Below are 24,609 nucleotides of genomic sequence, written 5' to 3' on the forward strand. Positions count from 1 at the left end.
GCATCACAGTCACCTCAACCGGCCGGCCCCTCCCTGGGGCCGGCCGCTGTCGTGGAACCAGCAGGCGCTCCGCTCGCGTGATGGTCTCGCCGCAGCGCCATTGGGCGGCTCGCGACGACAGTGCGCGCACATCCTTAGAAAATCGGACAAACCACCATAAATCCGTATTAACCTACATCTGTCTGTCCAAATATCCGTCAACTCGGACGACATTCGTCCACCATGCACGCTGACACCTTTTCCTCCTCGCGTCGACAGGGAGGAATCCGCACCAACAAGACGATTGATGCGATCGCCATGTCCGATTTGCGAGCCCCGTCGTAGGACCTTCAGCCCGACATCCGCCAGAACACTGAATGGACCCTGAAGTGAAGCCACACTTTAAGGAGCTCTCAATGACTTCGATTGCGGACCACAGGGTCTCAAGACGTTCATTCATGAAGTGGTCAGGCGTTGCAGGAGGATCTGCAGCGCTCGTAGCCACGGCCGCCCATGTCGGCATGCCCGGAATCGCCCCCGCCGCTGCTGCGGATGGCATGGAGGGTGTCGACGCCACCGTCTGGAACGCCTGCCTCGCCAACTGTCAGTCCCGCTGCCCGCTCCGCCTCCAGGTCAAGGATGGCACCGTTGTGCGCGTCCTCCCGGACAACACCGGCTCAGATGAGCTGGGCGACCTTCAGATCCGCGCGTGCGTGCGTGGACTCAACCAGCGCGAGCGGATCTACTCCCCCGACCGCATCAAGAAGCCGGTCAAGCGCGTCGGCGCGCGCGGCGAGGGTAAGTGGGAGGAGATCTCCTGGGAGGAGGCCTTCGACACGATCGCGTCCGAGATGAAGCGCGTCAAGGACGAGTACGGCAACGAGGCTCTCTGGTACCACTACGGCTCGGGCTCGACGGGCGGCAACATCACGAAGCGCGGCACGTGGCCCCGCCTCATCAACACCTTCGGCGGCTACCTCGGCCAGTACGGCGATTACTCCACCGCACAGATCACCGCCGCATTCCCCTACCAGTACGGCGGCTGGATGGGCTCGAACTCCCTTGAGGATGCTCAGCATTCGCAGCTTCAGGTCATGTTCGGCAACAACCCGCTCGAGACGCGAATGTCAGGCGGCGGCGAGCTCGGCGTCGTCCAGAGGATCCGCAAAGACTTCGGCGTCCGCACGATCTCAATCGATCCGCGCTACAACGATACTGCTGTCGATGCGGATGGCGAATGGGTCCCGATCCGTCCGGGCACCGATGCTGCTCTCATCGCTGGCATGATCCACGTCATGGTGACCGAGGACCTCCAGGATCAGGACTTCCTCGACACCTACTGCGTCGGCTTCGACGAGGACACCCTCCCCGAGGGCGCCGCGAAGCACTCCTCCTACCGCTCCTACCTCGAGGGCAAGGGCCCCGATGGGATCGAGAAGACCCCCGAGTGGGCCGCGGATATCACCGGCGTCCCTGCCGACCGGATTCGCCGGCTCGCCCGCGAGATCGCGACAACGAAGCCGTGCGCCGTGACGCAGGGCTGGGGCGTCCAGCGCCACGCCAACGGTGAGAATGCGGCGCGCGCCGTCTTCACACTCGCAGCAGCGATCGGCCAGATCGGCGTCAAGGGCGGCGGCAACGGCGCCCGTGAGGGCAACTACAGGATCCCCGTCAAGGCGTTCCCCCTGTTCGACGGTGAGGCCCCTCCTGTCAGCACTCAGATCTCGTGCTTCAACTGGATCGATGCCATCAATGACGGACCGTCGATGACGGATGTCAAGGACGGCGTGCGCGGCAAAGAGAAGCTCGACGTCGGCATCAAGCTCATGGTCGTCAACGCCTCGAACACGCTCATCAACCAGCACAACGGGGTCCACGTCACTCAGGAGACGCTCAAGGACGACAGCAAGTGCGAGTTCATCGTCGTCATCGACCACCAGTGGACCCCGAGCTGCGACTGGGGCGATATCGTCCTGCCCTCGACCACGAACTTCGAGGAGAACGACCTCATCCCCGGCGGCAGTTGTGGCGACATGGGCTGGGCGATCTGGGGCGGCAAGGCCATCGAGCCGCTCTACGAGACCAAGATCGGCTACGAGATGTGCACGGAGATCGCGAAGCGTCTCGGCGTCGAGGAGGAGTTCACTCAGGGCCGCACCCAGGAGGAGTGGCGCACCTGGCTGTTCGAGGGCACGAAGGCCGACTTCCCCGACTTCCCGTCCGAGGAGAAGATGGAGCAGATGGGCGTGTACCGCCACCACAACCCCGCGGGCACGACGATCGCCATGAAGGACTTCCGCGAGGACCCGGAGGCGAACCCGCTCATGACCCCGTCCGGGAAGATCGAGATCTACTCCGCTCAGCTTGCTGAGATGGCGAAGACCTGGGTCTTCGAGGGCGTGACCGAGGGAGACAAGCTCACGGCGCTACCCGAGCAGATCGACACGTGGGAGGGCGCCCTCGAGGCACGTGAGAACACGGAATACCCACTCCAGTGCATCGCCCACCACTACAAGGGCCGCACACACTCCTCGTACGCAAACCTGGCCAAGAACCTCGAGGCGCATCCGCAGATGGTGTGGATCAACCCGAAGGATGCGGCAGACCGGGATATTGAGAACGGCGACATCGTCGACGTGTTCAGCCCCCGGGGGACACTGCGGACCGAAGCTCGCGTCACCCCGCGCATCGCACCCGGTGTCGTCTCCGTGCCCCAGGGCGCCTGGTATACGCCCGACAAGGATGGCGTCGATCTCGGCGGCAACATCAACACCATCATGAAGTACCACCCGTCCCCGCTCGCGAAGGGCAATCCGGGCCACACCTCGCTGGTCCAGATCAAGCGTCACAGCCGGGTGTAAGAGGTCGCGGGCACACCGCACCGTTTGAGGGGGATGAGCTCTCCGGGATATCCGGACCTCATCCCCCTTGTCGTACCCCACCGCCGGCAGGCTGGGCGGGCCGCCACGACCGACCCCGTTCATGCTCTGGACACCTGCCTCTCGCACCAATTCCTGCCCGCACCATTTCCGCAACAGTGGCTTACCTTAATTGGACGTCGATCACTCCCTGGGACCCAGGTCACTTCTTCGTCCATTAATTTCCAAGGCCGCTTTCAGGAAGTGACATTTCCCCAGGTTGTCGCGGTATCTCGAGATCGGGGTATTTTCCGGTAACTGGGCCAAATCGGAAATCTCGTGAGTTAGACGAAGGTCCCATAGTGCCCCTATTTACAACCGCAAAACTGCAATTATTCAACAACTAGCAAGCAACCTTGGGAGGTTCACAATGACAATTGTTGAAGCTGGGGGCCGACGCGGGCTGTCGCGTCGTTCCTTTATGAAGTGGTCCGGCGTCGCCGGCGGCTCTGCAGCCCTCGTCGCCACTGCCGCTCATCTCGGCATGCCCAGCACCGTGGCCAACGCCGCGGAGGGCGTTGAGGATGCGGACGCGACCGTCTGGTCTGCCTGCACCGTCAACTGCGGCTCCCGCTGCCCCCTCCGCCTCCAGGTGAAGGACGGGACCGTTGTCCGCGTCCTCCCTGATAACACCGGCGATAACGAGCTCGGCAACCAGCAGGTTCGCGCGTGTGTCCGTGGCCGCTCGCAGCGCCACCGCATCTACAACCCCGACCGTCTCAAGAAGCCGATGAAGCGCGTGCCCGGCACGAAGCGCGGCGACGAGCAGTGGGAAGAGATCTCCTGGGAGCAGGCTCTCGACGAGATCGCCGAGAAGATGGAAGACATCAAGGGACGCTACGGCAACGAAGCGTTCTACATCCAGTACGGCACCGGCGTGCTCGGCACCGTCATGTCGTCCTCGTGGCCGCCGGATCAGAGCCCGCTGGCCAGGATGCTCAACTACTACGGCGGCTACCTCGACCACTACTCGGATTACTCCACCGCGGGCATCACCCAGGCCTACCCGTACTTCTACGGCACCTGGCTCTCCTCGAACTCCTTCGATGATGCGAAGAACTCGAAGCTCCAGGTCATGTTCGGCAACAACCCGCTCGAAACACGTATGGGTGGAGCGAGCCAGCTGTTCGTCACCCAGAAGACCAAGGAGATCTCCGGAGTCCGCACGATCGTCATCGATCCGCGCTATTCGGAGACCGCAGCGGTCCTCGGCGACGAGTGGATCGGCCTGCGCCCAGGCACGGATGCCGCGCTCATTGCCGGCATGATCCACGTCATGCTGGAGGAGGACCTGCAGGATCAGGACTTCCTCGACAAGTACTGCGTCGGTTTCGACGAGGACACCCTCCCCGAGGGGGCCCCGAAGAACTCCTCATATCGCTCCTACATCGAGGGCAAGGGCACGGACGGCGTCGAGAAGACCCCCGAGTGGGCGGCCGACATCACCGGCGTCCCCGCCCAGAAGATCAGGCAGCTCGCCCGTGAGATCGCCAACGCCAAGCCGGCCGCGATCACGCAGGGCTGGGGCTCGCAGCGCCACGCCAACGGTGAGAACACCGCTCGCGCGATCTTCCTCCTCGCAGCCGTGACCGGCAATATCGGCGTCGCCGGTGGCGGCACCGGTGCCCGCGAGTCCGCACAGGGACTCGGCATCTCCAGCCCGTTCTACTCGGAGATGAAGCCCAACGCATCGAACAAGATCATCTCGGTCTTCGGCTGGATGGACGCGATCGAGCACGGCCCCGAGCTCAACACCTTCAACGCAGGTGTATGCGAGAAGGTCGCCCCCGGTGTCCGCGCCAACAAGGTGCCGGTCGATGACGAGGGCAACCCGACCAACATCAGCCTCGAGGTCCCGATCAAGGCCCTCTTCCAGTACGGCTCGAACTCGCTCGTCAACCAGACCGGCGACAACAACCGCACCGTGAAGATCCTCCAGGACGAGTCCCTCGCCGAGCTGATCGTCACCTGCGACATCCAGTACACGGTTTCGGCGCGCTACTCGGATTACATCCTCCCCGGCACGTCCACCGCCGAGGAGACCGACATCCACCCCGGTGAGGGCTCAGGCCCCATGGCCTACGGCATCGTCTCCACCCAGGCGATCGATCCCCTCTACGAGTGCAAGTCGATGTACGACATCTGCACCGAGCTCGCCGACAGGCTCGGCATCAAGGATGAGTTCACGGGCGGCAAGACCCGCGAAGAGTGGCTCCAGGCCACCATCGATGCCAGCCGCGAGGCGGATCCCGAGCTTCCGACCTACGAGGAGTGGAAGGAGATGGGTATCTACCGCAGGAATGCTGGCCCAATCGTTTCGGCAGCCGACTTCCGCGAGGATCCCGAGGCGAACCCGCTTCCGACCCCCTCCGGCAAGATCGAGATCTACTCGAGCCGCCTTGCAGCCATGGCTGAGAAGTGGGAGTTCGGAGTCTTCCGTCCCGAGCTCGAGGGCGACAAGCTGACCGCCCTCCCCGAATACACCGAGGTCTGGGAAGGCGTCCACGAGGCTCGCACCTCGGAGAAGTACCCGCTCCAGGTCATCGGCCACCACTACAAGGCCCGCACTCACTCCAGCTACGGCAACGTCGACTGGATGAAGGAAGCCCACACGCAGTCGGTGTGGATCAACCCTGTTGACGCTGCTGAACGCGGCATCAAGAACGACGATGAAGTGTTCGTCTACAACGAGCGCGGAACCGTCAGGCTGCCTGCAAAGGTGACCGAGCGCATCGTCCCAGGCGCACTCTCAATCCCCCAGGGTGCCTGGTACGACCCGAAGACCGATGTCAAAGCCCCTTCGGGCGCCAACCTCGACCTGCCGGTCGACATCGCCGGCTCGGTCAACACTCTCACGTCGCACCATCCGTCGCCGCTGGCAAAGGGCAACGCCGTGCACACCACAATCGCCAACGTCGTCAAGGCCTGAAAGAGGTAAATAGAAATGGCTACCGCTGAAGTTACAGCAGGAGCGAACTACGGGTTCTTCTTCGACCAGACACTGTGCACGGGCTGCAAGGCCTGCCAGGTCGCCTGTAAAGATAAGCACGACCTTCCGGTCGGCATCAACTGGCGTCGCGTCGTCGAATACTCGGGTGGCTCCTGGCAGCAGTCCGGGAACACGTTCACTCCGAACATCTTCACCTACTACACGTCGATCGCGTGCAACCACTGCGAGGACGCCATCTGCATGGAGGTCTGCCCGACCACCGCGATGTCGCGCCGCGAGGATGGCACGATCTACGTCGACTCCGACAAGTGCGTCGGATGCCGCTACTGCGAGTGGGCCTGCTCCTACTCCGCACCGCAGTTCAACGCAGAGACCGGTCAGATGACCAAGTGCGACCTCTGCTACGACTACCGGTCGACCGGTCAGGACCCGGCCTGTGTGGACGCCTGCCCGTCGCGTGCGCTCGACTGGGGTCCTATCGACGAGCTGCGTGAGCAGTACGGAACCACCGACAACATCGCGCCGCTCCCGGATCCGTCCGTGACCAACCCGCGCCTGGTGATCAACCCGCACCGCGACGCCCAGTCCTGGGATTCGCAGTCCGGCGCCATTGCGAACCCGAAGGAAATCTGATGAACCTCCACGAACTCCCCATGATCATCTTCACGGTCCTGGCGCAGCTGAGCGTCGGCGCATTCGTCGCGCTCGGTGTGATCAACGTTCTCGGAATTCCGAGGTACGGCCGTGACACCATCGAGCGGGTCACCGACCCGGCGATCTACGCGATCGGCCCGACTCTCGTCCTCGGCCTCATCGCCTCCATGTTCCACATGAACGACGTCTCGAACATGTTCAACGTCATCAGGAACTGGGACACCTCCTGGCTGTCCCGCGAGATCATCTTCGGTGTCGGCTTCGCCGCCCTCGGCTTCCTCTTCGCCATCATGCAGTGGTTCAAGATCGGCAGCCATGCCGTCCGGCAGATCATTGCCGGCCTCGCCGCGGTCGTCGGCCTTGGCCTCATCTACTCGATGTCGATGATCTACTACTCGGTCGAGACGATCCCCGCGTGGAACACCTGGGCCGTTCCGTTCCAGTTCTTCGCGACGACCTTCCTCCTCGGCGGTCTCGCTGTCGGATCGGCGATCCTCATCCACATGTCGCGCCGCTTCAAGCACACCGAGAAGTCCACCAACGGTGACGAGTTCACCGAGGTGGATCCCCCGATCCGCACGAATGGTGGAGTCGGCCTGCTCGAGCGCACCCGCGTCCGCGCAGAGACGATGACCCGCGAGCCGATCACAGCGACGTCGAAGGACGTCAAGGTCGCACAGTCGGTCATCCGGTGGATCGCCATCACCTCGGTCGTCATCGGTGTCGCCATCTTCATCGGCTACATCGTCCACATCACCGGCCTCGCAACCGGTGTGGCAGAGCAGCAGCTCGCCGCTGAGCAGTACCAGACCGCATTCTTCCTGGTCCGCCTTGCTCTCCTCGGCATCGCCGCTGTCCTCCTCGCCGTGTACACCTTCAAGTCCGCGAACCAGGAGTTCACCACCCCGAAGACCATGACGGTCCTCATGGTGTCGGCACTCGTGCTCGCCACTGTCTCTGAGTTCATGGGCCGCTCGGTCCACTACGACACTCTCTTCCGAGTGGGAATGTAGTCCTGACAGGGAGGAAGGGCGGCACCGACCGGTGCCGCCCTTCTCTTGTCGCAGAGCCTTCGCAGTGGATGCGGTCAGATCATGCCTGCTCCGGCGACTGATCCTTCATGTACTGGTCGACAAGGGATTTGATTGTGGCGATGAGGGCGGTCGATTCGCCGTCGCCCCGGCCGACCGCGATACCGATGAGGAACGCAGTGAGCGGCGCACCCGGCCTCGAGGGCCGTAGGCGATCTTTCCGATCAGCTGAAGCAGCGGGGCCTCGGCCTCTGCCATGACCTCGGGAGCGATGTTGAGCTCCTCAGCAACTGCCGCGAGCCAGCTCCTCATGGCCTCCATCTTCTCGGGAGAATCCTTCGACATCTATTCCTACCTTTCCTCGGCGTAATGCCCTTATTGTCCCACGACGCTAGACTTAAACGAGAACCCTCAAAGGAGAAACGTGAATCCTTCCCTACCTTCCCCGGAATCGCTCGACCGCCTCGCCGCAGCCTTCGCCACGCTGGGCCGACTCCACCTGCAATCGCCGGATCAGGAGACGCTGGACCAGCTCAAGGGGCTGCTGGACGAGTGGCCGCTCGACGCGAAGGACGACACTGCTTTCGGTCTCGACGAGCTGCGCAAGTCCTTCGACAAGGACGAGACCGTCGCTGAGATCCGCCGGGACCACAACCTGCTGTACGGGGTGACGGCGACCGCCAAGGTGCCCCCGTACGAATCTGTCCACCGCAACCAGGACCGGCTCGTCTTCGACAAGGAGACCCTTGAGGTGAGGGCAGAGTACCGCAAGCTCGGACTCCAGGCACCCAAGCTCAATCAGGAGCCGGATGACCACATCGGTCTCGAGTTCAACTTCATCGCCCAGTCCTGCCTGCGCAGCCTCGACGCCCTCGACCAGGGGTCGACGACGGACGCGTCCCGCTACTACGGGATCGGCGCGGTCTTCATGCATCAGCACATCAATGAGTGGGTGCCGCAGATGCTCGAGCAGGCCGCCGAGGCCGCTGATACCCACTTCTATTCGGGTGTCATGTACCTGTCCCTCGGCGCGATCGGCGCATTCGCAGAGGCCGAATGACCAGCCTTCGCCTCCTCCACTCCTGGCTGCGGGCCAATGAGCCCGGGCCGATCGCGCTCGTCGCCGGAGGGGAGCCGGAGCTGGTCACAGAGAAGGACATCCCCGCGGTCCTTCTTCCCGGGCCCCTCGGGGAGGTTCCCGCGCATGAGCTTCTTGAGGCCCTCGGCCTCGGCGCCATGGTCATCCACCTCCACGGGGATCCGGGCCCGCTCGAGACGCTGAGGACGACCCTTGCGGTCGCGGGAATCGATCGTCTCCAGCTCGGCACCCCCGCCGTCAAGCCGCGCGAATCGTTCGGCGTCGAGGACGTCCCGCATTCGCGGCGCAATCTCTTCGGGCTGGGCAGATCCGATCTGCCGCTGCCGGACGAGACCCTGCTGCCGGAGGACCGGGAGCGTCTCGCCCTCCGGAGCCTCCTCGAGGCTGAGGGAGTGGACCCGTCGGCCCTGTCCGAGGCGCCCTCCCACGGCCTCGTCCTGCGGACGTCGGGGTGCACGGCGTGCGGTGTATGCGTCAAGGCATGCCCGACGGAGGCCCTCGAGCTGTCCCACCTGGAGACCGGCCCCGACCGGCGGATCACGACCCTCGCGGTCTACGACTCGGCCTGCATCGGCTGCCGCCGGTGCGTCGAGCTGTGCCCCGTCGACGCCTTCACGGTCGCGGGACCCACCTCCTGGGAGACGAGGCTCGGCGAACGCTCCCGCAGGCCGCTGGAGACGATCCCGACGGTGCGGTGCGAGCGCTGCAAGACGTACTTCCCGATGAGGGAAGGCGGGACGCTGTGCGCGACCTGCAGGGCCACCCGCGAGAACCCGTTCGGCATCCGCTGGCCCGAGGGCGTCCCGAAGCCACCCGGAGCCCGGTTCTGAGTTCGAATCCAACGTTGAAGCCCCACCTGCCGTGCAGGTGGGGCTTCATTGTCAGTGAGCACCGACGGCGTCACGATCGCTCAGCGGGGACTCTGTCCTCGTCCGCGATGACCGTTCCGCGAGGAGGTCAGGCCGAGCCGGTCCATTCGTGTGAGCCGTCGGGGAACTGCTGCTTCTTCCAGACGGGCAACTGCAGCTTGACCTGTTCGACGACCTCGTTGAGCGCGGTGAAGGCCTCAACCCGGTGTGCGGCGGAGACGGCGGCGCCGAGGGCGATGTCGCCGATGGCGAGATGGCCGGAGCGGTGGACGACGGCGATCGCCTCACATCCGGATGCCTTCGCCACCTCGTGGGCGACCCGTGCGACGACCGTGCCCGCGTCGGGGTGGGCCTCGTAGTCGATGGAATTGACCGAGCGCCCAGCATCGTGGTTCCGGACGATTCCCTTGAAGGTCATGACGGCGCCGGCCTCGGGCCGCTCAACGAGCCGGACGAGCTCGTCCATGTCGATCGGGTCGCCGGTCACGGTCGCGTAGACGACATCGGCATCGTGATCGGGGTGCTCGGAGGCATGCTGAGTCTCCCAAGTCGCCTGGGCGTGCGGGGTCAGCTGGACCTTCGCGCCGTGGTGGTGGGCGGCGGGAACATCGAGGGTCGAGAGGTGGCCGCCGTGGTCGTGGGAGAGGTGCGGGACCGGGTGGTCCCCGCCCTCGAGCTGGTCGACAACGTGGTCGAGCAGAGGGCCGATGACGTTGATCGTGTCCGTCACGCCTCCCCGGGAGCCTGGCGCGTTGACGACGAACGCGTCTGCGCCGTCGACGGTGACGATGCCGGCGAGTGCGCGGGAGAGCGGCGCTGCCGGAGCGTTCTTCGCGGCCTGGCGAATGAGGGACTCGATCCCGTCGAGGCGCTTGGAGATGAGGGGAAGGGTGCCCTCCGGAGTCTCATCGCGCGGGGAGATGCCGGTGCCGCCGGTGGTGACGATGACGCGGGCACCCTCTCGCACCGATTCCTCGATGGCGGTGCGAACGGAGTCCGCGCCATCCGGGATGATTCGGGTCCTGTCGACAGACACGGACCAGCCGCCCAGAAGGGCAGCGGCAAGGGGGCCGGACAGGTCTTCTCTTTCACCGCGGGAGCATCGGTCCGAGACGGTGAGAACATGAGCGCTGATCACGTGCCCATCCTACCGTCAAGGCTGGGTAGGACGGGGAGCGGCCACCGCGAGAGTGGGCAAAACGACCCTGGTCCCAGAAATTGGACAGGCTGAAACCGGTAGAATCTGCACTATGCTGCCTCTCGTCGAACCGGGCCCACCGCTGACCCCAGAACAGACCGTCAGGTACTCGCGCCACCTCATGCTGCCGGAGATCGGCGACATCGGGCAGCGGAGACTGAAGAACGCCCGCGTTCTCGCGATCGGTGCGGGCGGCCTCGGGTCCCCCTCGCTGCTCTATCTGGCCGCCGCCGGAGTCGGCACCCTCGGCGTCATCGACGATGACCTGGTCGACCGGTCGAACCTGCACAGGCAGGTGCTCCATACCGACGCCGGTGTCGGAACCCCCAAGGCATCCTCCGCCGCACGGGCCCTCACGGACCTCAACCCGGATGTGACGGTTGTCGAGCACAGGCACCGCCTGACTGAGGACAACATCGACGAGATCTTCTCTCAGTACGACCTGGTCATGGACGGGACGGACAACTTCCAGACCCGCTACCTCGTCGAGGCTGCCTGCACGCGACTCGGGATTCCCGAGGTGTGGGGGTCGATCCTCCAGTTCAACGGCCAGGTCTCCGTCTTCTGGACGGGTGAGCGCGCCGTCGCCGCTGGGGCACCGGGTCCCGATGGGATCAGCCTGCGCGACCTGTTCCCCACTCCCCCGCCGCCCGGCGATGTCCCGTCGTGCGGTGACGTCGGCGTGCTGGGCGCCCTGCCCGGCCAGATCGGGACGATCATGGCGACCGAGGCGGTCAAGCTCATCTGCGGCATCGGCGAACCCCTCGTCGGCCGCGTCATGGTCGTCGACACTCTCAAGGCGGAGATCTACACGGTGCCCTTCGGCCCGCGTCCCCTGCCGCGCCCCGAGCCGCTCACGGCCGCACAGCTGCTCCCGTACTGCTCCGCACCGAAGGTGGCGGAGGTCGACATCGTCGAGTTCGCGCGACTGCGCGAACAGGGCGTCCGAGTCCTCGATGTCCGTGAGGACTCCGAGCGCCGCGCCGCCCACCTGCCCGGCTCCGAGCACATCATCCTGTCGGAGATCCTCGAGCGGCCGGAGCTGGCCGCGGGCGAGCAGCCGGTCTACGTGCACTGCAAGGCGGGCGCCCGCAGCGCCCGCGCGGTGGAGGCGATGGGCAGGGTCGGCATCCAGGCCATCAATGTGGCCGGCGGTCTCGACGCCTGGCAGGCAGCCGGTTACGACGTGGAGGTTCTCGCATGATCAGTTTTGATGAGTACCGGGAGCGCGTTCTCGCGCTCGGCTCAGCGCTCTCAACGGAGGCAGTGCCCCTGCACGCCGCCCAGGGCATGGTGACGGCCGAGCCGGTGTTCGCCCGCTTTGCCGTCCCCCCATTCGATAATTCGGCGATGGACGGCTTCGCCGTCCGCTCCGAGGATGTTGCCGATGCCCCGGTCACGCTCCGGGTGGCGGCAGATATTCCTGCCGGCCGCACCGACATTCCCGAGCTCGAGCCCGGCACCGCGATGAGAATCATGACGGGCGCACCGATGCCGAAGGGCGCGGATGCGATCGTCCAGGTCGAGAAGACCGCGAACCCGGGCCAGAACATGCTCGGCGAGGCACCCGATGAGGTGACGATCCTCGAGGCCGTGCCCACGGGCAGGAACCTGCGGCTCGCGGGCGAGGACATCGCCGCCGGGGAGCTCGCCGTCGAGGCCGGCGTCCGACTCGGTGCTACCCAGCTGTCGGCCCTGGCCTCGATCGGCCACGGCTACGTCACGGTTCACCGCCGGCCCGTCATCGGCGTCCTGTCGACAGGCTCCGAGCTGAGGAAGCCCGGCGAGGATCTCCTGCCCGGCCAGATCCCCGACTCGAACTCGACCCTCGTCCGGCTCATGGTGCGGGACGCTGGTGGACGCGACATTCTCCTCTCCTCGTCGACGGACGACGTCGATCGCTTCGGTGCGACGATTGAGGAGCACGGCTACCTCGATGCCCTCATCACAACCGGCGGCGTCTCCGCCGGCGCGTTCGATGTGGTCAAGGAGTACCTGACGAAGCAGGGAGTCGACTTCGTCGCGGTTGCCCAGCAGCCCGGCAAGCCGCAGGGCTCCGGCATGATCACGATCGGCGATCGCCCGATCCCCGTCCTGTGCCTGCCCGGCAACCCGGTCTCCGTGTTCGTGTCGATGAAGGTCTACGGCGAGGGCCTCATCGCCACCCTCTCCGGACAGTCCGACACCGACATCCCCTGGCAGTTCTGGAAGTCCGGAGCCTCGTGGACGACGCCGGCCGGCAGGGCGCAGTTCATGCCCGTCGTGGCCGACGGCGATCGGGTCATCCCCGCCGCCGCGGGCGGCTCCAAATCCCACCTCGTCTACTCGCTCATGAAGACCCGCGGGCTCGCCTACATCCCCGCCGAGGTCGAGAGCGTCGACGAGGGTGACGATGTGAGAGTGTGGTGGCTGTGAAATTCACTCATCTGACCTCGACCGGTGAGGCCCACATGGTCGACGTGTCCGCGAAGAAGCCGTCCGTCCGCGAAGCATCGGCCGTCGGCACCGTCACCTGCTCCCCCGAGGTCGTTCAGGCGCTTCGGGACGGCACCGTCCCCAAGGGTGACGTCCTCGCCGTGGCCCGCATCGCCGGCATCGCCGGCGCCAAGCGCGTGCCCGATCTCCTTCCGCTCGCCCACCCGATCGCCCTCCATGCGGCAACCGTCGATCTGTCGATCGAGGACCACGGGGTCGACATCAGGGCGACCGTCCGCACCGCCGACATCACGGGTGTGGAGATGGAGGCGCTGACCGCGGTCACCATCGCGGCCCTCGCCATCGTCGACATGGTCAAGGGCGTCGACCGCTCGGCTGAGATCACGGGATGTCGGATCATCGCGAAGTCGGGCGGCCGCTCGGGAACCTGGTTCCGGCCGGGCTACGAGGAATGATCGGCGCGATCGTCCTCGCGGGAGGCAACGCCCGCAGGCTCGGCGGGGCCTCGAAGGGTGACGTCGTCGTCGGCGGGCAGACGATGCTGACGTCCGTCACCGACGCCTGCCAGGCCGCTGGCGTGGCCCGTGACAACATCGTCGTCGTGGGCCATGCCGAGACCGAACTGAAGAGGACGGTCGAGGACCCTCCGCGATCGGGCCCCGCCGCCGGCATCGGAGCCGGACTCGACCACGTGACAGGAGACCGGCTCTTCATCCTCTCCTGCGACATCCCCTTCATCGCCTCGGGCCTGCCCACCCTCATCGACTCCTACGCCGGCGACGGTGTGTGCTTCGGCGGCGAGAAGCCCCAGTATCTTGCGGGCCTGTATTCAGCGAGCGCCGTGCGCGCCCGCGCGGAGAAGCTGATCGAGGAGGGCGGCCTCGCGGGCCTGCCCGTCCGGGCGCTGCTCGGCGCGCTCGATGTCACCGTGCTCGGCCCCAGCCCCGCCGCTCGTGACCTCGACACGTGGGACGAGGTCGAGCAGGCCCAGCGGGAACGTTAGACCGCGAAGGCTCCGTCGCTGAGCTGGCACCGACCGCAGGTCGTGGAGGCCGGTCGGCCGACCCTCCCTCACGCGGGAGTGAGCAGGATTCTGGCCTGCGGCGTGCACATCGCCTGATTGGGGCGCATGGACGGGGGTTCTCATCCCCCGAGGAAGTACCTGCGCAGCAGGGAGTTCTCGTCACCCATACGCTCATCCACCGGCCCGTAGTCGGAGACTCTTCCGTCGGCAAGGACCGCAACATCGTCGGCGAAGGCGCGGATGTCGGCAATGTCGTGGGTGACGACGACACCGGTGCGACCCTGAAGGGCATTCCGGATGAGGGACCGGAGCTCGACCGCCGCAGCGACGTCCATCGCCGCCAACGGCTCATCAAGAAGAAGGATCGTCGGTTCGACGGCGATGGCGCGGGCGAGGGCGACACGCTGCTGCTGACCGCCGGACAGCTGATTCGGCATCCTGTCGGCGAGCTGGTCGATGCCGATCCGTGCGAGATGGTCGTGGGCGTGCTCGCGTGCCCTCTGCCGGTTCACGCCCCTCGCCCGCAGCCCGAACGCCACATTGTCGAGCGCCGACATGTGTGGAAACAATGTCGGGTCCTGGGAGAGGAGGGTGATGGGCCGCCGGTGCGGACTCACCCACTGATCGCCCGCGACAACCGTCCCATCGAGCGCGATGGTCCCGCCCGGATCGGGGACGATGAGACCGGCGAGGAGGCCGATGAGGGAGGACTTGCCGGAGCCGTTGCGGCCGATGACGGCAAGGGTCCGGCCCTCCCCGTGCTCGAGGTCGAACCGCAGTCCCCTGTCGGCGATTCCTGCGTGGAGCGAGATCATGCGGTCCTCACCCTTCTCCCGCCGGCGGTCAACGAGACGACGAGGAAGGCGAGGACGAGAAGGACGAGCGACAGGGCGAGAGCCGTGTCCGGGTCGACCTCGCGCTGGAGATAGATGGCAAGTGGAATCGTGCGTGTCGTTCCCTCAAGGGAGCCCGCGAAGGTGAGCGTCGCCCCAAACTCACCCAGGCACCGGGCGGCCGAGAGAGCCGTCCCCGAGACGAGCGCCGGCAGCATCATCGGGAGGGTGACGTGGACGAGGATGTGGGTGGGTGATGCGCCGAGAGTGGCCGCGATCTGGGCGTGGGAGGTGCGGTTCGAGCGGAGTGCCGCCTCGAGGGAGGTGACGAGGAACGGCATGGCGACGAAGACCTGCGCCATGACGACAGCGGTCGACGTGAAGGCGATGTCGATGCCGAGGACCGACAGCTGTTCGCCGAGCAGCTTCCTCTTCCCGAAGGTCGACAGGAGGGCCAGTCCGGCGACGACCGGGGGCAGGACCATGGGGATGGTGACGGCGACCCGGACGAGCTCCGCCGCCCGGCCCGTCAGCCGGGACATGTAGACGGCGAGCGGAACTCCGAGGAGAACACAGATGATCGTCGAGATGGTCACCGTGCGGAGTGAGACGCCCAGTGCCGCGAGCGCGGTGTCGGAGATGAGGATGCCCGGCACATCCGCCCACGGCATGTCGATGAGCATGCCGACGATCGGCAGAGCCAGGGCGAGGATGGCGAGAGCTGCGCCGATCAGTATCCATCGGGGCGGCGCCCCCGCAGTCCGCCACATCATGGGATCGAGAACCCGATGGCTTCCATCCGCTCCCGGCCTGTGCCGGTCGTGAAGGCGTCGATCCACGTCTGCTCGAGCTCGTCCGCCTCAGAGGATCCGATGACGAGCAGCGGGTAGACGTTGGGGAAGTCCTCCGAGAGGGGTATGGCGATGGTCTCGACGGAGTCGCCGGCGCTGTTCGCATCCGTCCGGTAGACGAGCCCGACGTCGCCCTGGCCGGAGGTGATCTTGCCGAGCACATCGGTCACCGACTGCTCCTCCGACACAGGAGTGAGAGTGAGTCCGTTCGCGGCGGCGAGCTGCTGGGAGACCTCGCCGCAGGGAACCTGGGGTGCACAGACGATGAGGTCGGATCCGTTTACGGACTCGTCGAAACCGATGATGCCGGCCGGATTGCCGGCGGGCACGGCCATGACGAGCTCGTTCGTGGCGATGACGTCCAGCTGTGTGCCGAGACCGCCATCGATGATCCGATCGGCCGTGGACTGGTTGGCGGTCACGAGGATGTCGGCGCTCGCACCGGCGTTGATCTGCGCAACGAGGTCGGAGGAGCCGGAGCAGACCGTCGTCACGTCGGCGTCGATGTCATCCGCCGCTGCCTCGGCGAGGTCGCACATCGACGCGGCAACCATGACCGTGAGCGCGCGGTCCTCGACTGCGCCGCCCTGCGAACAGGCCCCCAGCACGAGAAGGCCAGCGCCCATTGTGAGCAGCCGCTTCATCTGATGACCCCTGATCTGACGGACACGTTCGTCGCCTTGACGAGCGCGGTGGCAGGTGAACCGACCTCGAGCTCCATCTCCTTGACGGCTTCGGCGGAGATGAGGGAGACGACGCGGTAGATCCCGCACTGGAGGTCGACCTGGGCCATGACCCCGTCCATCTGGATCCGGGTGACGATGCCGGCGAACTCGTTGCGAGTCGAGACCGCCCCATCGTGGTCGGCCTTGCCTTCGGCGAGTCGAATCGCGAGCGACGCGACAGACTTCCCGTCAACCCAGATTCGCCCGCCATCCCGGCGGGATTCGAGGGATCCGTCATCAATCCAGCGGCGGATCGTGTCATCGGAGACCCCGAGCAGCCGTGCCGCATCCCGAACCTTGTATTCAGACATATTCAGAAGATTACACCGCAGATACGGCCAGCTGTGGACGATGGTCCCGCAATTGCAACGTTCACATGCAGCCCCCATCTCACCTGTTCGCTCGCAGAGGATCGGACACGTCAATGGTGTCGAATCCCACACTCGAGGGCATTCCGGGGGTAAACTTGTGAGCACGCCGATCGAATGGTCGGTGATCCCCGACGGAAGGAGGCCCTATGAGTTATTTCGTTAAGGCAGAGGAAGCGAACTCTGCGAAGGCCGTCCAGGTCTCCGACTAGTCGCCCCGGTGCAGCATCCCCAGAGGGAATGCGCCAAGCACCGCCAAATAATCTAGGGCGTCAGAGTTCCGATCACTCGGACATGAGTACACGCTGAACTTGCCCGCTGTGCCCGGCCAATGGCCGGGCACAGTGCTGTTCCGAGGAGTTTCACCGACCGGGCGTACCTCACGACGTATGCTCCACCGCAGTCCAGGAGCCCGTGAGAGACAACGGCCTCGGGCCGACAGCTTTCTCATCGCGTCACAGCAGACCATGGAGGCAACGGTGCCCGCCCAGCGCACCTCACCTAAACTGTCCACATGACTGATCCGAGGCTATGGCTGGAAGATTCGAACGACGTGGCTCTTGAGTGGGTGAAGGAGCGCACCGAGAGGACGCTCGACTCATATCGAGGAAATCGATTCGACGCGAAGCGATCCGCCATCTTCGACATCCTCTCCGCCAAGGACAAGCTGGACCTCGGTACCCTGCGCGGGGATTACGTCTACAACTTCCATACGGATGCGGATCATCCGCGCGGCCTGTGGCGGCGGACCACCCTCGAGAGCTACCTGGACGAGCCCGAGTGGGATGTCCTGCTCGACATTGACTCCCTCGGCCAGGAGGAGGGTGAGTCGTGGGTCTTCGGCGGGGCGAATCTCCGCAGGCCCCTGTTCGACCGCGCCCTTATCACCCTCAAGCCCGGCGGTTCCGATGCGAACGTCGTGCGCGAGTTCGACCTCGACACTCGGACGTTCATCACCGACGGATTCGAGGCGCCCGCCTCGAAGGGCTCGATGTCGTGGATGAGGAGGGATTCCGATGCCGTCCTCATCGCCCGCGACTTCGGCGCGGGCACCCTCACCGACTCCGGGTACCCACGGTCCGTGCGCCTCTGGCGGCGCGGCACCGATATCGATGACGCGCCGACCATCCTCGAGGGCGAGCGCGAGGACATCCTCGTCTCTGCCAGCCACGATTTCACGCCGGGCTATGAGCGCACCTTCGCGGTGCGTGCCAAGGACTTCCGGGACACGGTCGTCTATGAGGTCGACCATGACACGCTCGAGCTCAAGGAGATTCTCCTGCCGCACAGCGCAGGCGTGGGCACCATCCGCGACTGGGCCGTCGTCGAGCTGCGATACGACTGGGAGCTCAAGGGCGAGACCTTCCCGGCGGGCTCGCTGCTCGCCCTGCCCTATGAGGATGCGCTGACGGGCCCCGTCCCGGAGCGGATCGTCAAGATCTTCACGCCCACTCCCCAGGCATCCCTGGCCGGGATGACCGAGATCCAGTCCGGAGTCGTGTTCACGACTCTCGACAACGTCCGTTCCCGCGTCTACTTCGCCTCCATCGACACCTGGGAGGTCACCGAGCTCCACCCCGAGCTCGGTGAATTCGACTCGATCGGCGTCGGCGCCGTCGATCGCGAGAAGGGCGATGCCGTGTGGGTGACGACGACGGGCTTCCTCACGCCGACAACGCTCCTGTACGGGACCGCCTCGAAGGACGGCCTCGACGTCACGACGGTCCGCTCCACCCCGGAGCGCTTCGACGCCGACGGAATGGTGGTCGACCAGCGATGGGCGGTCTCCGCCGATGGCACGCGGGTGCCGTACTTCCTCGTCGGGAGCCGGCAGGCGCTCCGTGGCGAGCATCCTGCACGCTGTCTGCTGGATGGGTATGGCGGGTTCGAGGTCTCGCGCACCCCGGGCTATCTCGGAACGTATGGGAAGGCGTGGCTGGAGGATGGCGGCGTGTACGTGCTCGCCAACATCCGCGGCGGCGGCGAGTTCGGGCCCGCCTGGCACCAGGCCGCACTCACAAAGAACCGCAAGCGCGCCTATGAGGACTTCGCAGCGGTGGCTCGGGACCTTGTCGCCACGGGGGTGACGACCGTGCCTCAGCTCGCCGCGATCGGCGGCTCGAACGGCGGCCTCCTCATCGGCAACATGTACACGACCTACCCCGAGCTGTTCGGAGCCCTCGTCACGCGGGTTCCGCTGCTCGATATGAAGAGGTTCTCCCACCTGCTGGCCGGCGCGTCATGGATGGACGAGTACGGGAACCCCGACACGGACGACTGGGACTTCCTCCAGCGCTACTCGCCATACCACAACGTCGCGGAGGACGGCGAGTATCCGCCGATTCTCGTCATGACATCGACGAAGGACGATCGGGTTCACCCAGGCCACGCGCGGAAGTTCACGGCGCTCCTAGAAGAGCTTGGGCACAACGTCGAGTACTACGAGAACATCGAGGGCGGACACGCGGGGGCGGCGGATGCCGAGCAGAGCGCGCTCAGCCTGGCACTCATCTTCGAGTTCCTCAATCGTCGACTCGCCGAGGGCCCCAGGGCAGAAGAAAAGCCGGCCTCAGCCGACTGCGTCAGATAAAGAGGGCGTAGAAGCCGACCATGCCGAGAATGACGATCACGGCGAGAACGGACTTCCACACGGGGGGCTTTCGCGGGGTGTAATCGTGTCCAGGCACATATCCTCCGAAGTCGTAGCCACCAGAGTTCAGGCGCTTCTGTCCGCGGGTTCGATTCGTCAATCCAGGCCTCCCCAAAAGAATAGACAAGGTGGCGCGCAGCGTCCGCGACGTGAGCCGCGCCATTCCACCCATGGTACTGTGCCCGACCGAGAATGACCTAGAAACCGGCGGGTTCCGTCGATCCTCGCTGTAGCAGAAAGCAACGTAGCGATCTTCATGCCATAGTGAGCGCTGGTCACATCATGGCCTCCCGGTGGGACAGGCTGATCGCACGCCGAGATTGCATACCGCCCTGATGAGGGCCGTTTTACGCTTGTTCACGCGCCATCGAGCCTTTGTGTCATCCCTTGTGGGCGGCGTCACGCTGGCATAGTCTCAAAGGACTACTTCACCTCCAATGACGGAAGGGTCTCAATGAAGGCAGTAAGAATCCACAAGTATCACGAGATGCCGAAGCTCGACGAGGTTCCGGAGCCGGAGATCACCGGCCCCTGGGATGTCATCGTCAAGGTCGGCGCGGCAGGCCTGTGTCGAACAGACCTCCACATTATTGAAGGGCAGTGGGATCCGATCCAGAACCCCACGCTCCCCTACATCCTGGGTCATGAGAACGCCGGCTGGGTGCATGCAGTCGGCCCCGCTGTCACCAACGTCGAGGTTGGCGACACGGTCATCATGCATCCGCTCGTCACATGCGGGCTGTGCCCCGAGTGCCGTCGCGGCAACGACTCGCACTGCTCGAACTCGTCCTTCCCCGGCCTCAACGCTGAGGGCGGCATGGCCGAGTACATGCTGACCAATGCGCGCGCCGTGGTGAAGCTCGATCCGAAGCTGCAGCCGCGGGACATCGCCGCACTGGCGGATGCCGGTCTCACGGCCTACCACGCGGTTCGCAAGACCGTTCCGAAGCTCCATCCCGGCACTCACGTTGTCGTCATGGGCTCCGGCGGCCTCGGCCACATCGGCATCCAGTCGCTTCTCGCACTGACCCCGGCCCAGATCACTGTGGTCGACAAGTCGGAGGCGGCACTCGAGCTCGCGAAGAGCCTCGGCGCTCATCACACCGTGCTGAGCACGGATGATGAGACTGTCATCAAGCAGGTCCATGACATCACCGGCGGCGGCGCCCACGTTGTTCTGGACTTCATCGCGGAGATGGGCATGGAGCTCCTTGGCCCCCAGCTCATCCGCAACCAGGGTGACTACTACGTCATCGGCTACGGCGGCATGGTGAAGATCGAGACCCTCTCGATCATCTCCCGCGAGATCAACGTCATCGGCAACCTTGTCGGCACGTACGAGGATCTCGTTCAGCTCATGACGCTCACAGCAGAGGGCAAGATCTCCCTTCACACATCCGTCTACGACCTTGCGGCGTATGCGGATGCGATCAACGACCTCGACAACGGTCGACTGGTCGGTCGCGGAATCCTCGTTCCGTAACCACCGGGTAGTCAGTGGCGGCAGGGCTGATGCCCTGCCGCCACTCTTCATATTCCCCACAATCCGCGGCGAGCAGTCGGCCCGTGAGCGCCAACTTCTGACACAGAGATTCATTGTGAGCGGAAGCGCATCCGTCGAGAAACGCCATGACCATGACTCTCATTCCGTGGAGATAAAGTCCCAATGTGCCCTTTCCAGCGGATACGGTGACCTAAGACAACCCCCTGAACTCGGAGAGCCTCGATGATGACCCGCATGTCTGTCGCACTGATTGCCCTCGGCGCCCTTACCCTCGCCGGCTGCTCCTCCGTTGAGGAGGCCGCGCCAGCAGCCTCCATCGAAGAGACCGCGACGTCCCCCGAACCGACATCAGCGGCGGAAGAGACGGCAGCGGCCCCCACGGAAGCTCTACCAAGTCCCGAAGCTGCGCCGGAGCCTCAGCCCGCCCCGGTCCCTGCGCCGCCCGCACCGGCACCCGCCCCAGTTCCTGAGGCGGCCGCACCCGCAGCCCCAGCGCCCGCGAATCCTCCGGCCAACACCTCCAAGTTCGGCCCCACGGTCAAGAACGGTCGCGGCAATGTCGTGAAGAGCATTGGACAGCTCGCGGGATATGACCAAACTGCTTCCGGGAACATGACCGTGGAATTCAGAGTCACTGGAATCCGGCCGAACTTCCAGTGCACCAGCAGCTACTCCGGTCCATCACTCAACGGCAACTACATTGCCGTCTCGTTTGAGGTTGAGACGTTGCCGTCGCTCGCGGAGGCTCCCGTTCCAGCGTTCCACCTCAGCGAATACAACATGGCCATCCTCTCCCCCAGCGGCGTCCTCGAGAACGATTCCGTTGGAAATGCGCCCTGGTGCCTTCAGGATTCTGAGGAGCTGCCCTGGGGCATAGGCCCTGGCCAGAAGGCGTACGGCACGATCGTCCTGGACAGCGCACACACCTCAGGCAGCCTCCTCATCGCCCTCCCTGGAGGAGCCAGATGGGAGTGGACATTCTGAGTCCGGCGCTCTCAGCAGCAGAGACGGCCTAGAATTCGGGATTGTCTGGATCGAAGACCCACGGCTCTCTCGAGATGCGATCCAGCTCGAGCTGCTCGAGGAAGTCGACACCATTGTCACTCTCGATGCCGAGCGAACGCGAGATGAGGGAGAAGATCTGCGCTGTCTGCCATCCCAACTCGTGGAGCTGTCCGAGCGTGACGGCCCCGTCCCTCTTGGCGAGCCTCTGACCATTCGTGTTGAGCACGAGCGGGACGTGGATGTAGTCCGGACTCTCAAACCCGAGCAGCCGCTGAAGGTACACCTGACGGGGTGTTGACTCGAGCAGATCGTCTGCTCGGACCACCTGTCGGACCATCTGATGCTCGTCATCGACCACGGCCACGAGGTTGTACGCATAAGCACCATCACCCCGCCGAACGACGAAGTCGTCGATGTATCCGGTGTATTCGCCACACACACGATCGGTGATGGTCAGCGCCTCACCCGAGGTGCGCAGTCGCAGCGCCGGCCCCCGGTCCAGAGGGGCGAGCTTCTCACGCCCGGCCTCTCGCTCACTGGCCGACAGATCCCGACACGTCCCGGGGTAGGCTCCCGGCGGCGCGTGCGGGGCACGCGGGGCGTCACGGATATCGGCGCGGGTGCAGTAGCACTCGTACAGAAGATCCTTCTCGAGCAACCGGTCGACGACCTCGGCGTAGGCAGCGGTACGCTCGGACTGAAAGAGCACGTCACCGTCCCAGTCGATGCCGATCGCGGCCAGGTCGGAAAGCTGGGAATCGACGTATTCCAGGCGGCACCTCTCGTCGAGGTCCTCCACCCTCATGACGAATCCGAGGCCGGCCCTGCGGGCGCAGGCCCAGGCGATGAGGGCGGTGCGGAGGTTGCCGAGATGGAGGTCGCCACTGGGCGAGGGCGCATAGCGGCCCGCTGCGTCGGTCATCACTCACCTCCAGAGGCAAGGATAATGGAAGGATTGTTGAACGAGCAGAGCCGCCCCGTGGGCGGCTCTGCTCGAGTCCTGCATCGCTTTACGGCCGTCACGCGCTTACTGCCTCGGTCGCCAGATCACGAGAGCGGAGCCGCTTCGTCGAGTGTCGGCCGGTGGGCGCTCGCCGCGCGACAGCGCGATGATCGACCCATCCTGGGTTGCGGCGAAGACGCGCCCTTCGACCGCCTCCTTCTCGAGGAGCATGGTCTTGAGGCGGTCGAGCGCCGACTTCAGACGGCCGTTCTCCCGCCTGAGCCTCTTGACCTCATGCTCGAGCTTGAGGATGCGGGAGATGCCGGCGAGGTTGATGCCCTCCTCCTGGGAGAGCTGCTGGATCTCCTGCAGCGCCTCAACGTCGTTGAGGGAGTAGCGGCGGCCACCGCCCTTTGTCCGGGAGGCGACGACGAGTCCGAGCCGGTCGTACTGACGAACGGTCTGGGCATGCATCCCCGCCATCTGCGCCGCGATCGAGACGGAGAAGACGGGTTCGTTCCTGGACAGGGAGGGGCTCATGACACCTTCGCCATCCTCGCGAAGTCAGCACGCGGGTCAGCGTCGCCGGTCGCCTGATGGAAGGCCTCGACGGCCTCCTTGGCCTCGTTCGACAGCTTCTTGGGCACGACGATCTTGAGCGTGACCAGCATGTCCCCCGGGGTCCCCTTGCCCTTGACCCCGCGGCCACGCACCCGCAGCGTCGTCCCTGAGGACGAGCCGGCGGGGATCTTCACGGTGACGGAGTCGCCGTGAACCGTGGGCACCTGGACCTGAGCGCCGAGCGCCGCCTCCGAGAAGGAGACCGGCAGCGTCATCTTGACGTTCTTGCCGTCCAGCTCGAAGACCGGGTGCTTCTCGACCGAGATCGTGAGGATGAGGTCGCCGGGCTCGCCGCCGCCCTCACCGGGCTGGCCCTTGCCCCGCAGACGGATCTTCTGACCGTCGTGGACGCCGGCCGGGATCCGCGCCGTGAAGCGCTTGCCATAGTTCGAGACCTGGACGGTCGTGCCGGACACCGCCTGGGCGAGCGAGATCGACGTCGAGGCGGTCTCATCGGCACCCTTCTGGGGTCGGCGGCCGTAGCCGCCCCGGCCGAAGCCCTGCCCGCCGAAGGGGCTGCCGCCCCCGCCACCGCCGAACATGCCGGACAGAATGTCCTCAAAGCCGCCCGCACCGGTCGTGTGGGTGCGTGCTCCGCCCCCGCCGAACATCGACGAGAAGACGTCTTCGAAGCCACCGCCGCCGCCCGCACCGCCTGCGGAGAAGCGGGCACCGCCCGCGCCCATCGCGCGGATCGCGTCGTACTGCTTGCGCTCCTCGGGATCCGAGAGGACGGCGTATGCCTCACCGACGTCTTTGAATCTGCTCTCCGCAGCCGCGTCACCCGGGTTCTTGTCCGGATGGTGGGTGCGCGCGAGCTTGCGGTAGGCCTTCTTGATCTGGTCCTCGGTCGCGTCCTTCGGAACGCCGAGCACCTTGTAGAAGTCCTTGGTCAGCCAATCCTGACTAGCCATGGCGCATCACCTTTCTCGATCGTGTGCCGGGCCGCTG

At 65.3% G+C, this 24,609-nt stretch carries 23 protein-coding genes; 13 read left to right on the forward strand and 10 right to left on the reverse strand.

The genetic code is table 11. The features are described 5' to 3' along the window. Positions 1 to 395: 395 nt before the first annotated feature. The 4 genes from EJO69_RS07375 (at position 396) to EJO69_RS07390 (ending at position 7,514) form a co-directional block, all read left to right on the forward strand. Positions 396 to 2,840: a DMSO/selenate family reductase complex A subunit gene (locus EJO69_RS07375; RefSeq protein ID WP_126040640.1), complete on the forward strand. Its 2,445-nt coding sequence runs from the start codon at positions 396 to 398 to the stop codon at positions 2,838 to 2,840. Positions 2,841 to 3,267: 427 nt separating this feature from the next. Then, entirely contained in the window at positions 3,268 to 5,826 is a 2,559-nt protein-coding gene (locus tag EJO69_RS07380; protein WP_126040642.1) for a DMSO/selenate family reductase complex A subunit, read from the forward strand. A gap of 15 nt (positions 5,827 to 5,841) precedes the next feature. Then, complete coding sequence (locus EJO69_RS07385; protein ID WP_126040644.1) at positions 5,842 to 6,480, forward strand: DMSO/selenate family reductase complex B subunit; 639 nt, start codon at positions 5,842 to 5,844, stop codon at positions 6,478 to 6,480. Further along, positions 6,480 to 7,514 (forward strand): dimethyl sulfoxide reductase anchor subunit family protein, encoded by a 1,035-nt coding sequence (locus EJO69_RS07390; RefSeq protein ID WP_126040645.1) that lies wholly within the window; start codon positions 6,480 to 6,482, stop codon positions 7,512 to 7,514. Before EJO69_RS07385 ends, EJO69_RS07390 begins: the two co-directional genes overlap by 1 nt. A 79-nt stretch (positions 7,515 to 7,593) precedes the next feature. Here the strand turns inward: EJO69_RS07390 and EJO69_RS12765 are convergent, their stop codons facing one another. Further along, positions 7,594 to 7,701: a hypothetical protein gene (locus EJO69_RS12765; protein WP_425454744.1), complete on the reverse strand. Its 108-nt coding sequence runs from the start codon at positions 7,699 to 7,701 to the stop codon at positions 7,594 to 7,596. A gap of 255 nt (positions 7,702 to 7,956) precedes the next feature. On the opposite strand from EJO69_RS12765, the gene EJO69_RS07400 reads away from it, so the two are divergent. Continuing rightward, positions 7,957 to 8,592, forward strand: coding sequence for a TorD/DmsD family molecular chaperone (locus EJO69_RS07400; RefSeq protein WP_126040647.1), 636 nt, complete (start codon positions 7,957 to 7,959; stop codon positions 8,590 to 8,592). Continuing rightward, positions 8,589 to 9,461: a 4Fe-4S binding protein gene (locus EJO69_RS07405; protein WP_126040649.1), complete on the forward strand. Its 873-nt coding sequence runs from the start codon at positions 8,589 to 8,591 to the stop codon at positions 9,459 to 9,461. The genes EJO69_RS07400 and EJO69_RS07405 overlap by 4 nt, the downstream gene beginning before the upstream one ends. A gap of 127 nt (positions 9,462 to 9,588) precedes the next feature. On the opposite strand, the gene EJO69_RS07410 is transcribed toward EJO69_RS07405, so the two are convergent. Beyond that, positions 9,589 to 10,638, reverse strand: a complete 1,050-nt coding sequence (locus EJO69_RS07410; RefSeq protein WP_211331383.1) for a molybdenum cofactor biosynthesis protein MoaE — start codon at positions 10,636 to 10,638, stop codon at positions 9,589 to 9,591. 112 nt (positions 10,639 to 10,750) lie between these two features. Here EJO69_RS07410 and EJO69_RS07415 point away from each other — a divergent pair, with 112 nt between their 5' ends. The 4 genes from EJO69_RS07415 to mobA are packed head-to-tail and all read left to right on the forward strand — an operon-like array spanning position 10,751 to position 14,137. Continuing rightward, positions 10,751 to 11,902, forward strand: a complete 1,152-nt coding sequence (locus EJO69_RS07415) for a ThiF family adenylyltransferase (protein WP_126040651.1) — start codon at positions 10,751 to 10,753, stop codon at positions 11,900 to 11,902. Next, positions 11,899 to 13,113: a molybdopterin molybdotransferase MoeA gene (locus EJO69_RS07420; RefSeq protein ID WP_126040652.1), complete on the forward strand. Its 1,215-nt coding sequence runs from the start codon at positions 11,899 to 11,901 to the stop codon at positions 13,111 to 13,113. Before EJO69_RS07415 ends, EJO69_RS07420 begins: the two co-directional genes overlap by 4 nt. Then, positions 13,110 to 13,589, forward strand: a complete 480-nt coding sequence (gene moaC, locus EJO69_RS07425; RefSeq protein ID WP_126040654.1) for a cyclic pyranopterin monophosphate synthase MoaC — start codon at positions 13,110 to 13,112, stop codon at positions 13,587 to 13,589. The genes EJO69_RS07420 and moaC overlap by 4 nt, the downstream gene beginning before the upstream one ends. After that, entirely contained in the window at positions 13,586 to 14,137 is a 552-nt protein-coding gene (gene mobA / locus EJO69_RS07430) for a molybdenum cofactor guanylyltransferase (RefSeq protein ID WP_164519903.1), read from the forward strand. The genes moaC and mobA overlap by 4 nt, the downstream gene beginning before the upstream one ends. A 140-nt stretch (positions 14,138 to 14,277) precedes the next feature. On the opposite strand, the gene EJO69_RS07435 is transcribed toward mobA, so the two are convergent. From EJO69_RS07435 to EJO69_RS07450, 4 genes are read right to left on the reverse strand one after another with little or no spacing between them, the layout of a single operon-like run. Then, positions 14,278 to 14,973 carry an ABC transporter ATP-binding protein gene (locus EJO69_RS07435; protein ID WP_126040657.1) on the reverse strand — a complete coding sequence of 232 codons (696 nt, stop codon included), beginning with the start codon at positions 14,971 to 14,973 and terminating at the stop codon, positions 14,278 to 14,280. Then, entirely contained in the window at positions 14,970 to 15,764 is a 795-nt protein-coding gene (locus EJO69_RS07440; protein WP_211331384.1) for an ABC transporter permease, read from the reverse strand. The genes EJO69_RS07435 and EJO69_RS07440 overlap by 4 nt, the downstream gene beginning before the upstream one ends. Then, positions 15,761 to 16,486 carry a substrate-binding domain-containing protein gene (locus EJO69_RS07445; RefSeq protein ID WP_126040659.1) on the reverse strand — a complete coding sequence of 242 codons (726 nt, stop codon included), beginning with the start codon at positions 16,484 to 16,486 and terminating at the stop codon, positions 15,761 to 15,763. The genes EJO69_RS07440 and EJO69_RS07445 overlap by 4 nt, the downstream gene beginning before the upstream one ends. After that, complete coding sequence (locus tag EJO69_RS07450; RefSeq protein ID WP_126040661.1) at positions 16,483 to 16,878, reverse strand: TOBE domain-containing protein; 396 nt, start codon at positions 16,876 to 16,878, stop codon at positions 16,483 to 16,485. The genes EJO69_RS07445 and EJO69_RS07450 overlap by 4 nt, the downstream gene beginning before the upstream one ends. A 571-nt stretch (positions 16,879 to 17,449) precedes the next feature. Here EJO69_RS07450 and EJO69_RS07455 point away from each other — a divergent pair. Then, positions 17,450 to 19,525, forward strand: coding sequence for a prolyl oligopeptidase family serine peptidase (locus EJO69_RS07455; RefSeq protein ID WP_126040663.1), 2,076 nt, complete (start codon positions 17,450 to 17,452; stop codon positions 19,523 to 19,525). Here the strand turns inward: EJO69_RS07455 and EJO69_RS07460 are convergent. After that, entirely contained in the window at positions 19,518 to 19,748 is a 231-nt protein-coding gene (locus EJO69_RS07460; RefSeq protein WP_126040665.1) for a hypothetical protein, read from the reverse strand. The two genes, EJO69_RS07455 and EJO69_RS07460, sit on opposite strands and share 8 nt — an antisense overlap. 291 nt (positions 19,749 to 20,039) lie before the next feature. Between EJO69_RS07460 and EJO69_RS07465 the strand changes: the two genes are divergently transcribed. Both EJO69_RS07465 and EJO69_RS12320 read left to right on the forward strand, forming a co-directional pair. Then, positions 20,040 to 21,068, forward strand: coding sequence for an NAD(P)-dependent alcohol dehydrogenase (locus EJO69_RS07465; protein WP_126040667.1), 1,029 nt, complete (start codon positions 20,040 to 20,042; stop codon positions 21,066 to 21,068). A gap of 255 nt (positions 21,069 to 21,323) precedes the next feature. Then, on the forward strand, positions 21,324 to 22,073 hold the full coding sequence (locus tag EJO69_RS12320) for a hypothetical protein (protein WP_164519798.1): 750 nt from the start codon (positions 21,324 to 21,326) through the stop codon (positions 22,071 to 22,073). 28 nt (positions 22,074 to 22,101) lie between these two features. Here the strand turns inward: EJO69_RS12320 and gluQRS are convergent, their stop codons facing one another. From gluQRS to EJO69_RS07485, 3 genes are all read right to left on the reverse strand, one after another. Further along, positions 22,102 to 23,016 carry a tRNA glutamyl-Q(34) synthetase GluQRS gene (gene gluQRS / locus EJO69_RS07475; protein ID WP_126040671.1) on the reverse strand — a complete coding sequence of 305 codons (915 nt, stop codon included), beginning with the start codon at positions 23,014 to 23,016 and terminating at the stop codon, positions 22,102 to 22,104. Between the two features lie 105 nt (positions 23,017 to 23,121). Then, positions 23,122 to 23,577 carry a heat shock protein transcriptional repressor HspR gene (locus tag EJO69_RS12685; RefSeq protein WP_126040673.1) on the reverse strand — a complete coding sequence of 152 codons (456 nt, stop codon included), beginning with the start codon at positions 23,575 to 23,577 and terminating at the stop codon, positions 23,122 to 23,124. Next, on the reverse strand, positions 23,574 to 24,572 hold the full coding sequence (locus tag EJO69_RS07485) for a DnaJ C-terminal domain-containing protein (RefSeq protein WP_126040675.1): 999 nt from the start codon (positions 24,570 to 24,572) through the stop codon (positions 23,574 to 23,576). The genes EJO69_RS12685 and EJO69_RS07485 overlap by 4 nt, the downstream gene beginning before the upstream one ends. Between the last annotated feature and the right edge of the window lie 37 nt (positions 24,573 to 24,609).

It is taken from the genome of Flaviflexus salsibiostraticola, from assembly GCF_003952265.1.
Taxonomy (GTDB): domain Bacteria; phylum Actinomycetota; class Actinomycetes; order Actinomycetales; family Actinomycetaceae; genus Flaviflexus; species Flaviflexus salsibiostraticola.

Coding starts and splice junctions, on each gene's coding strand:
- EJO69_RS07440 (WP_211331384.1), bottom strand. CDS start 15,764: ATGATGTGGCGGACTGCGGGGGCGCCGCCCCGATGGATACTGATCGGC.
- EJO69_RS07485 (WP_126040675.1), bottom strand. CDS start 24,572: ATGGCTAGTCAGGATTGGCTGACCAAGGACTTCTACAAGGTGCTCGGC.
- EJO69_RS07415 (WP_126040651.1), top strand. CDS start 10,751: ATGCTGCCTCTCGTCGAACCGGGCCCACCGCTGACCCCAGAACAGACC.
- EJO69_RS07375 (WP_126040640.1), top strand. CDS start 396: ATGACTTCGATTGCGGACCACAGGGTCTCAAGACGTTCATTCATGAAG.
- gluQRS (WP_126040671.1), bottom strand. CDS start 23,016: ATGACCGACGCAGCGGGCCGCTATGCGCCCTCGCCCAGTGGCGACCTC.
- EJO69_RS07380 (WP_126040642.1), top strand. CDS start 3,268: ATGACAATTGTTGAAGCTGGGGGCCGACGCGGGCTGTCGCGTCGTTCC.
- EJO69_RS07450 (WP_126040661.1), bottom strand. CDS start 16,878: ATGTCTGAATACAAGGTTCGGGATGCGGCACGGCTGCTCGGGGTCTCC.
- EJO69_RS07390 (WP_126040645.1), top strand. CDS start 6,480: ATGAACCTCCACGAACTCCCCATGATCATCTTCACGGTCCTGGCGCAG.
- EJO69_RS07455 (WP_126040663.1), top strand. CDS start 17,450: ATGACTGATCCGAGGCTATGGCTGGAAGATTCGAACGACGTGGCTCTT.
- EJO69_RS07405 (WP_126040649.1), top strand. CDS start 8,589: ATGACCAGCCTTCGCCTCCTCCACTCCTGGCTGCGGGCCAATGAGCCC.
- EJO69_RS07465 (WP_126040667.1), top strand. CDS start 20,040: ATGAAGGCAGTAAGAATCCACAAGTATCACGAGATGCCGAAGCTCGAC.
- EJO69_RS12685 (WP_126040673.1), bottom strand. CDS start 23,577: ATGAGCCCCTCCCTGTCCAGGAACGAACCCGTCTTCTCCGTCTCGATC.
- mobA (WP_164519903.1), top strand. CDS start 13,586: ATGATCGGCGCGATCGTCCTCGCGGGAGGCAACGCCCGCAGGCTCGGC.
- EJO69_RS07460 (WP_126040665.1), bottom strand. CDS start 19,748: ATGGCGCGGCTCACGTCGCGGACGCTGCGCGCCACCTTGTCTATTCTT.
- EJO69_RS07385 (WP_126040644.1), top strand. CDS start 5,842: ATGGCTACCGCTGAAGTTACAGCAGGAGCGAACTACGGGTTCTTCTTC.
- EJO69_RS07445 (WP_126040659.1), bottom strand. CDS start 16,486: ATGAAGCGGCTGCTCACAATGGGCGCTGGCCTTCTCGTGCTGGGGGCC.
- EJO69_RS12320 (WP_164519798.1), top strand. CDS start 21,324: ATGTCTGTCGCACTGATTGCCCTCGGCGCCCTTACCCTCGCCGGCTGC.
- EJO69_RS07420 (WP_126040652.1), top strand. CDS start 11,899: ATGATCAGTTTTGATGAGTACCGGGAGCGCGTTCTCGCGCTCGGCTCA.
- EJO69_RS07435 (WP_126040657.1), bottom strand. CDS start 14,973: ATGATCTCGCTCCACGCAGGAATCGCCGACAGGGGACTGCGGTTCGAC.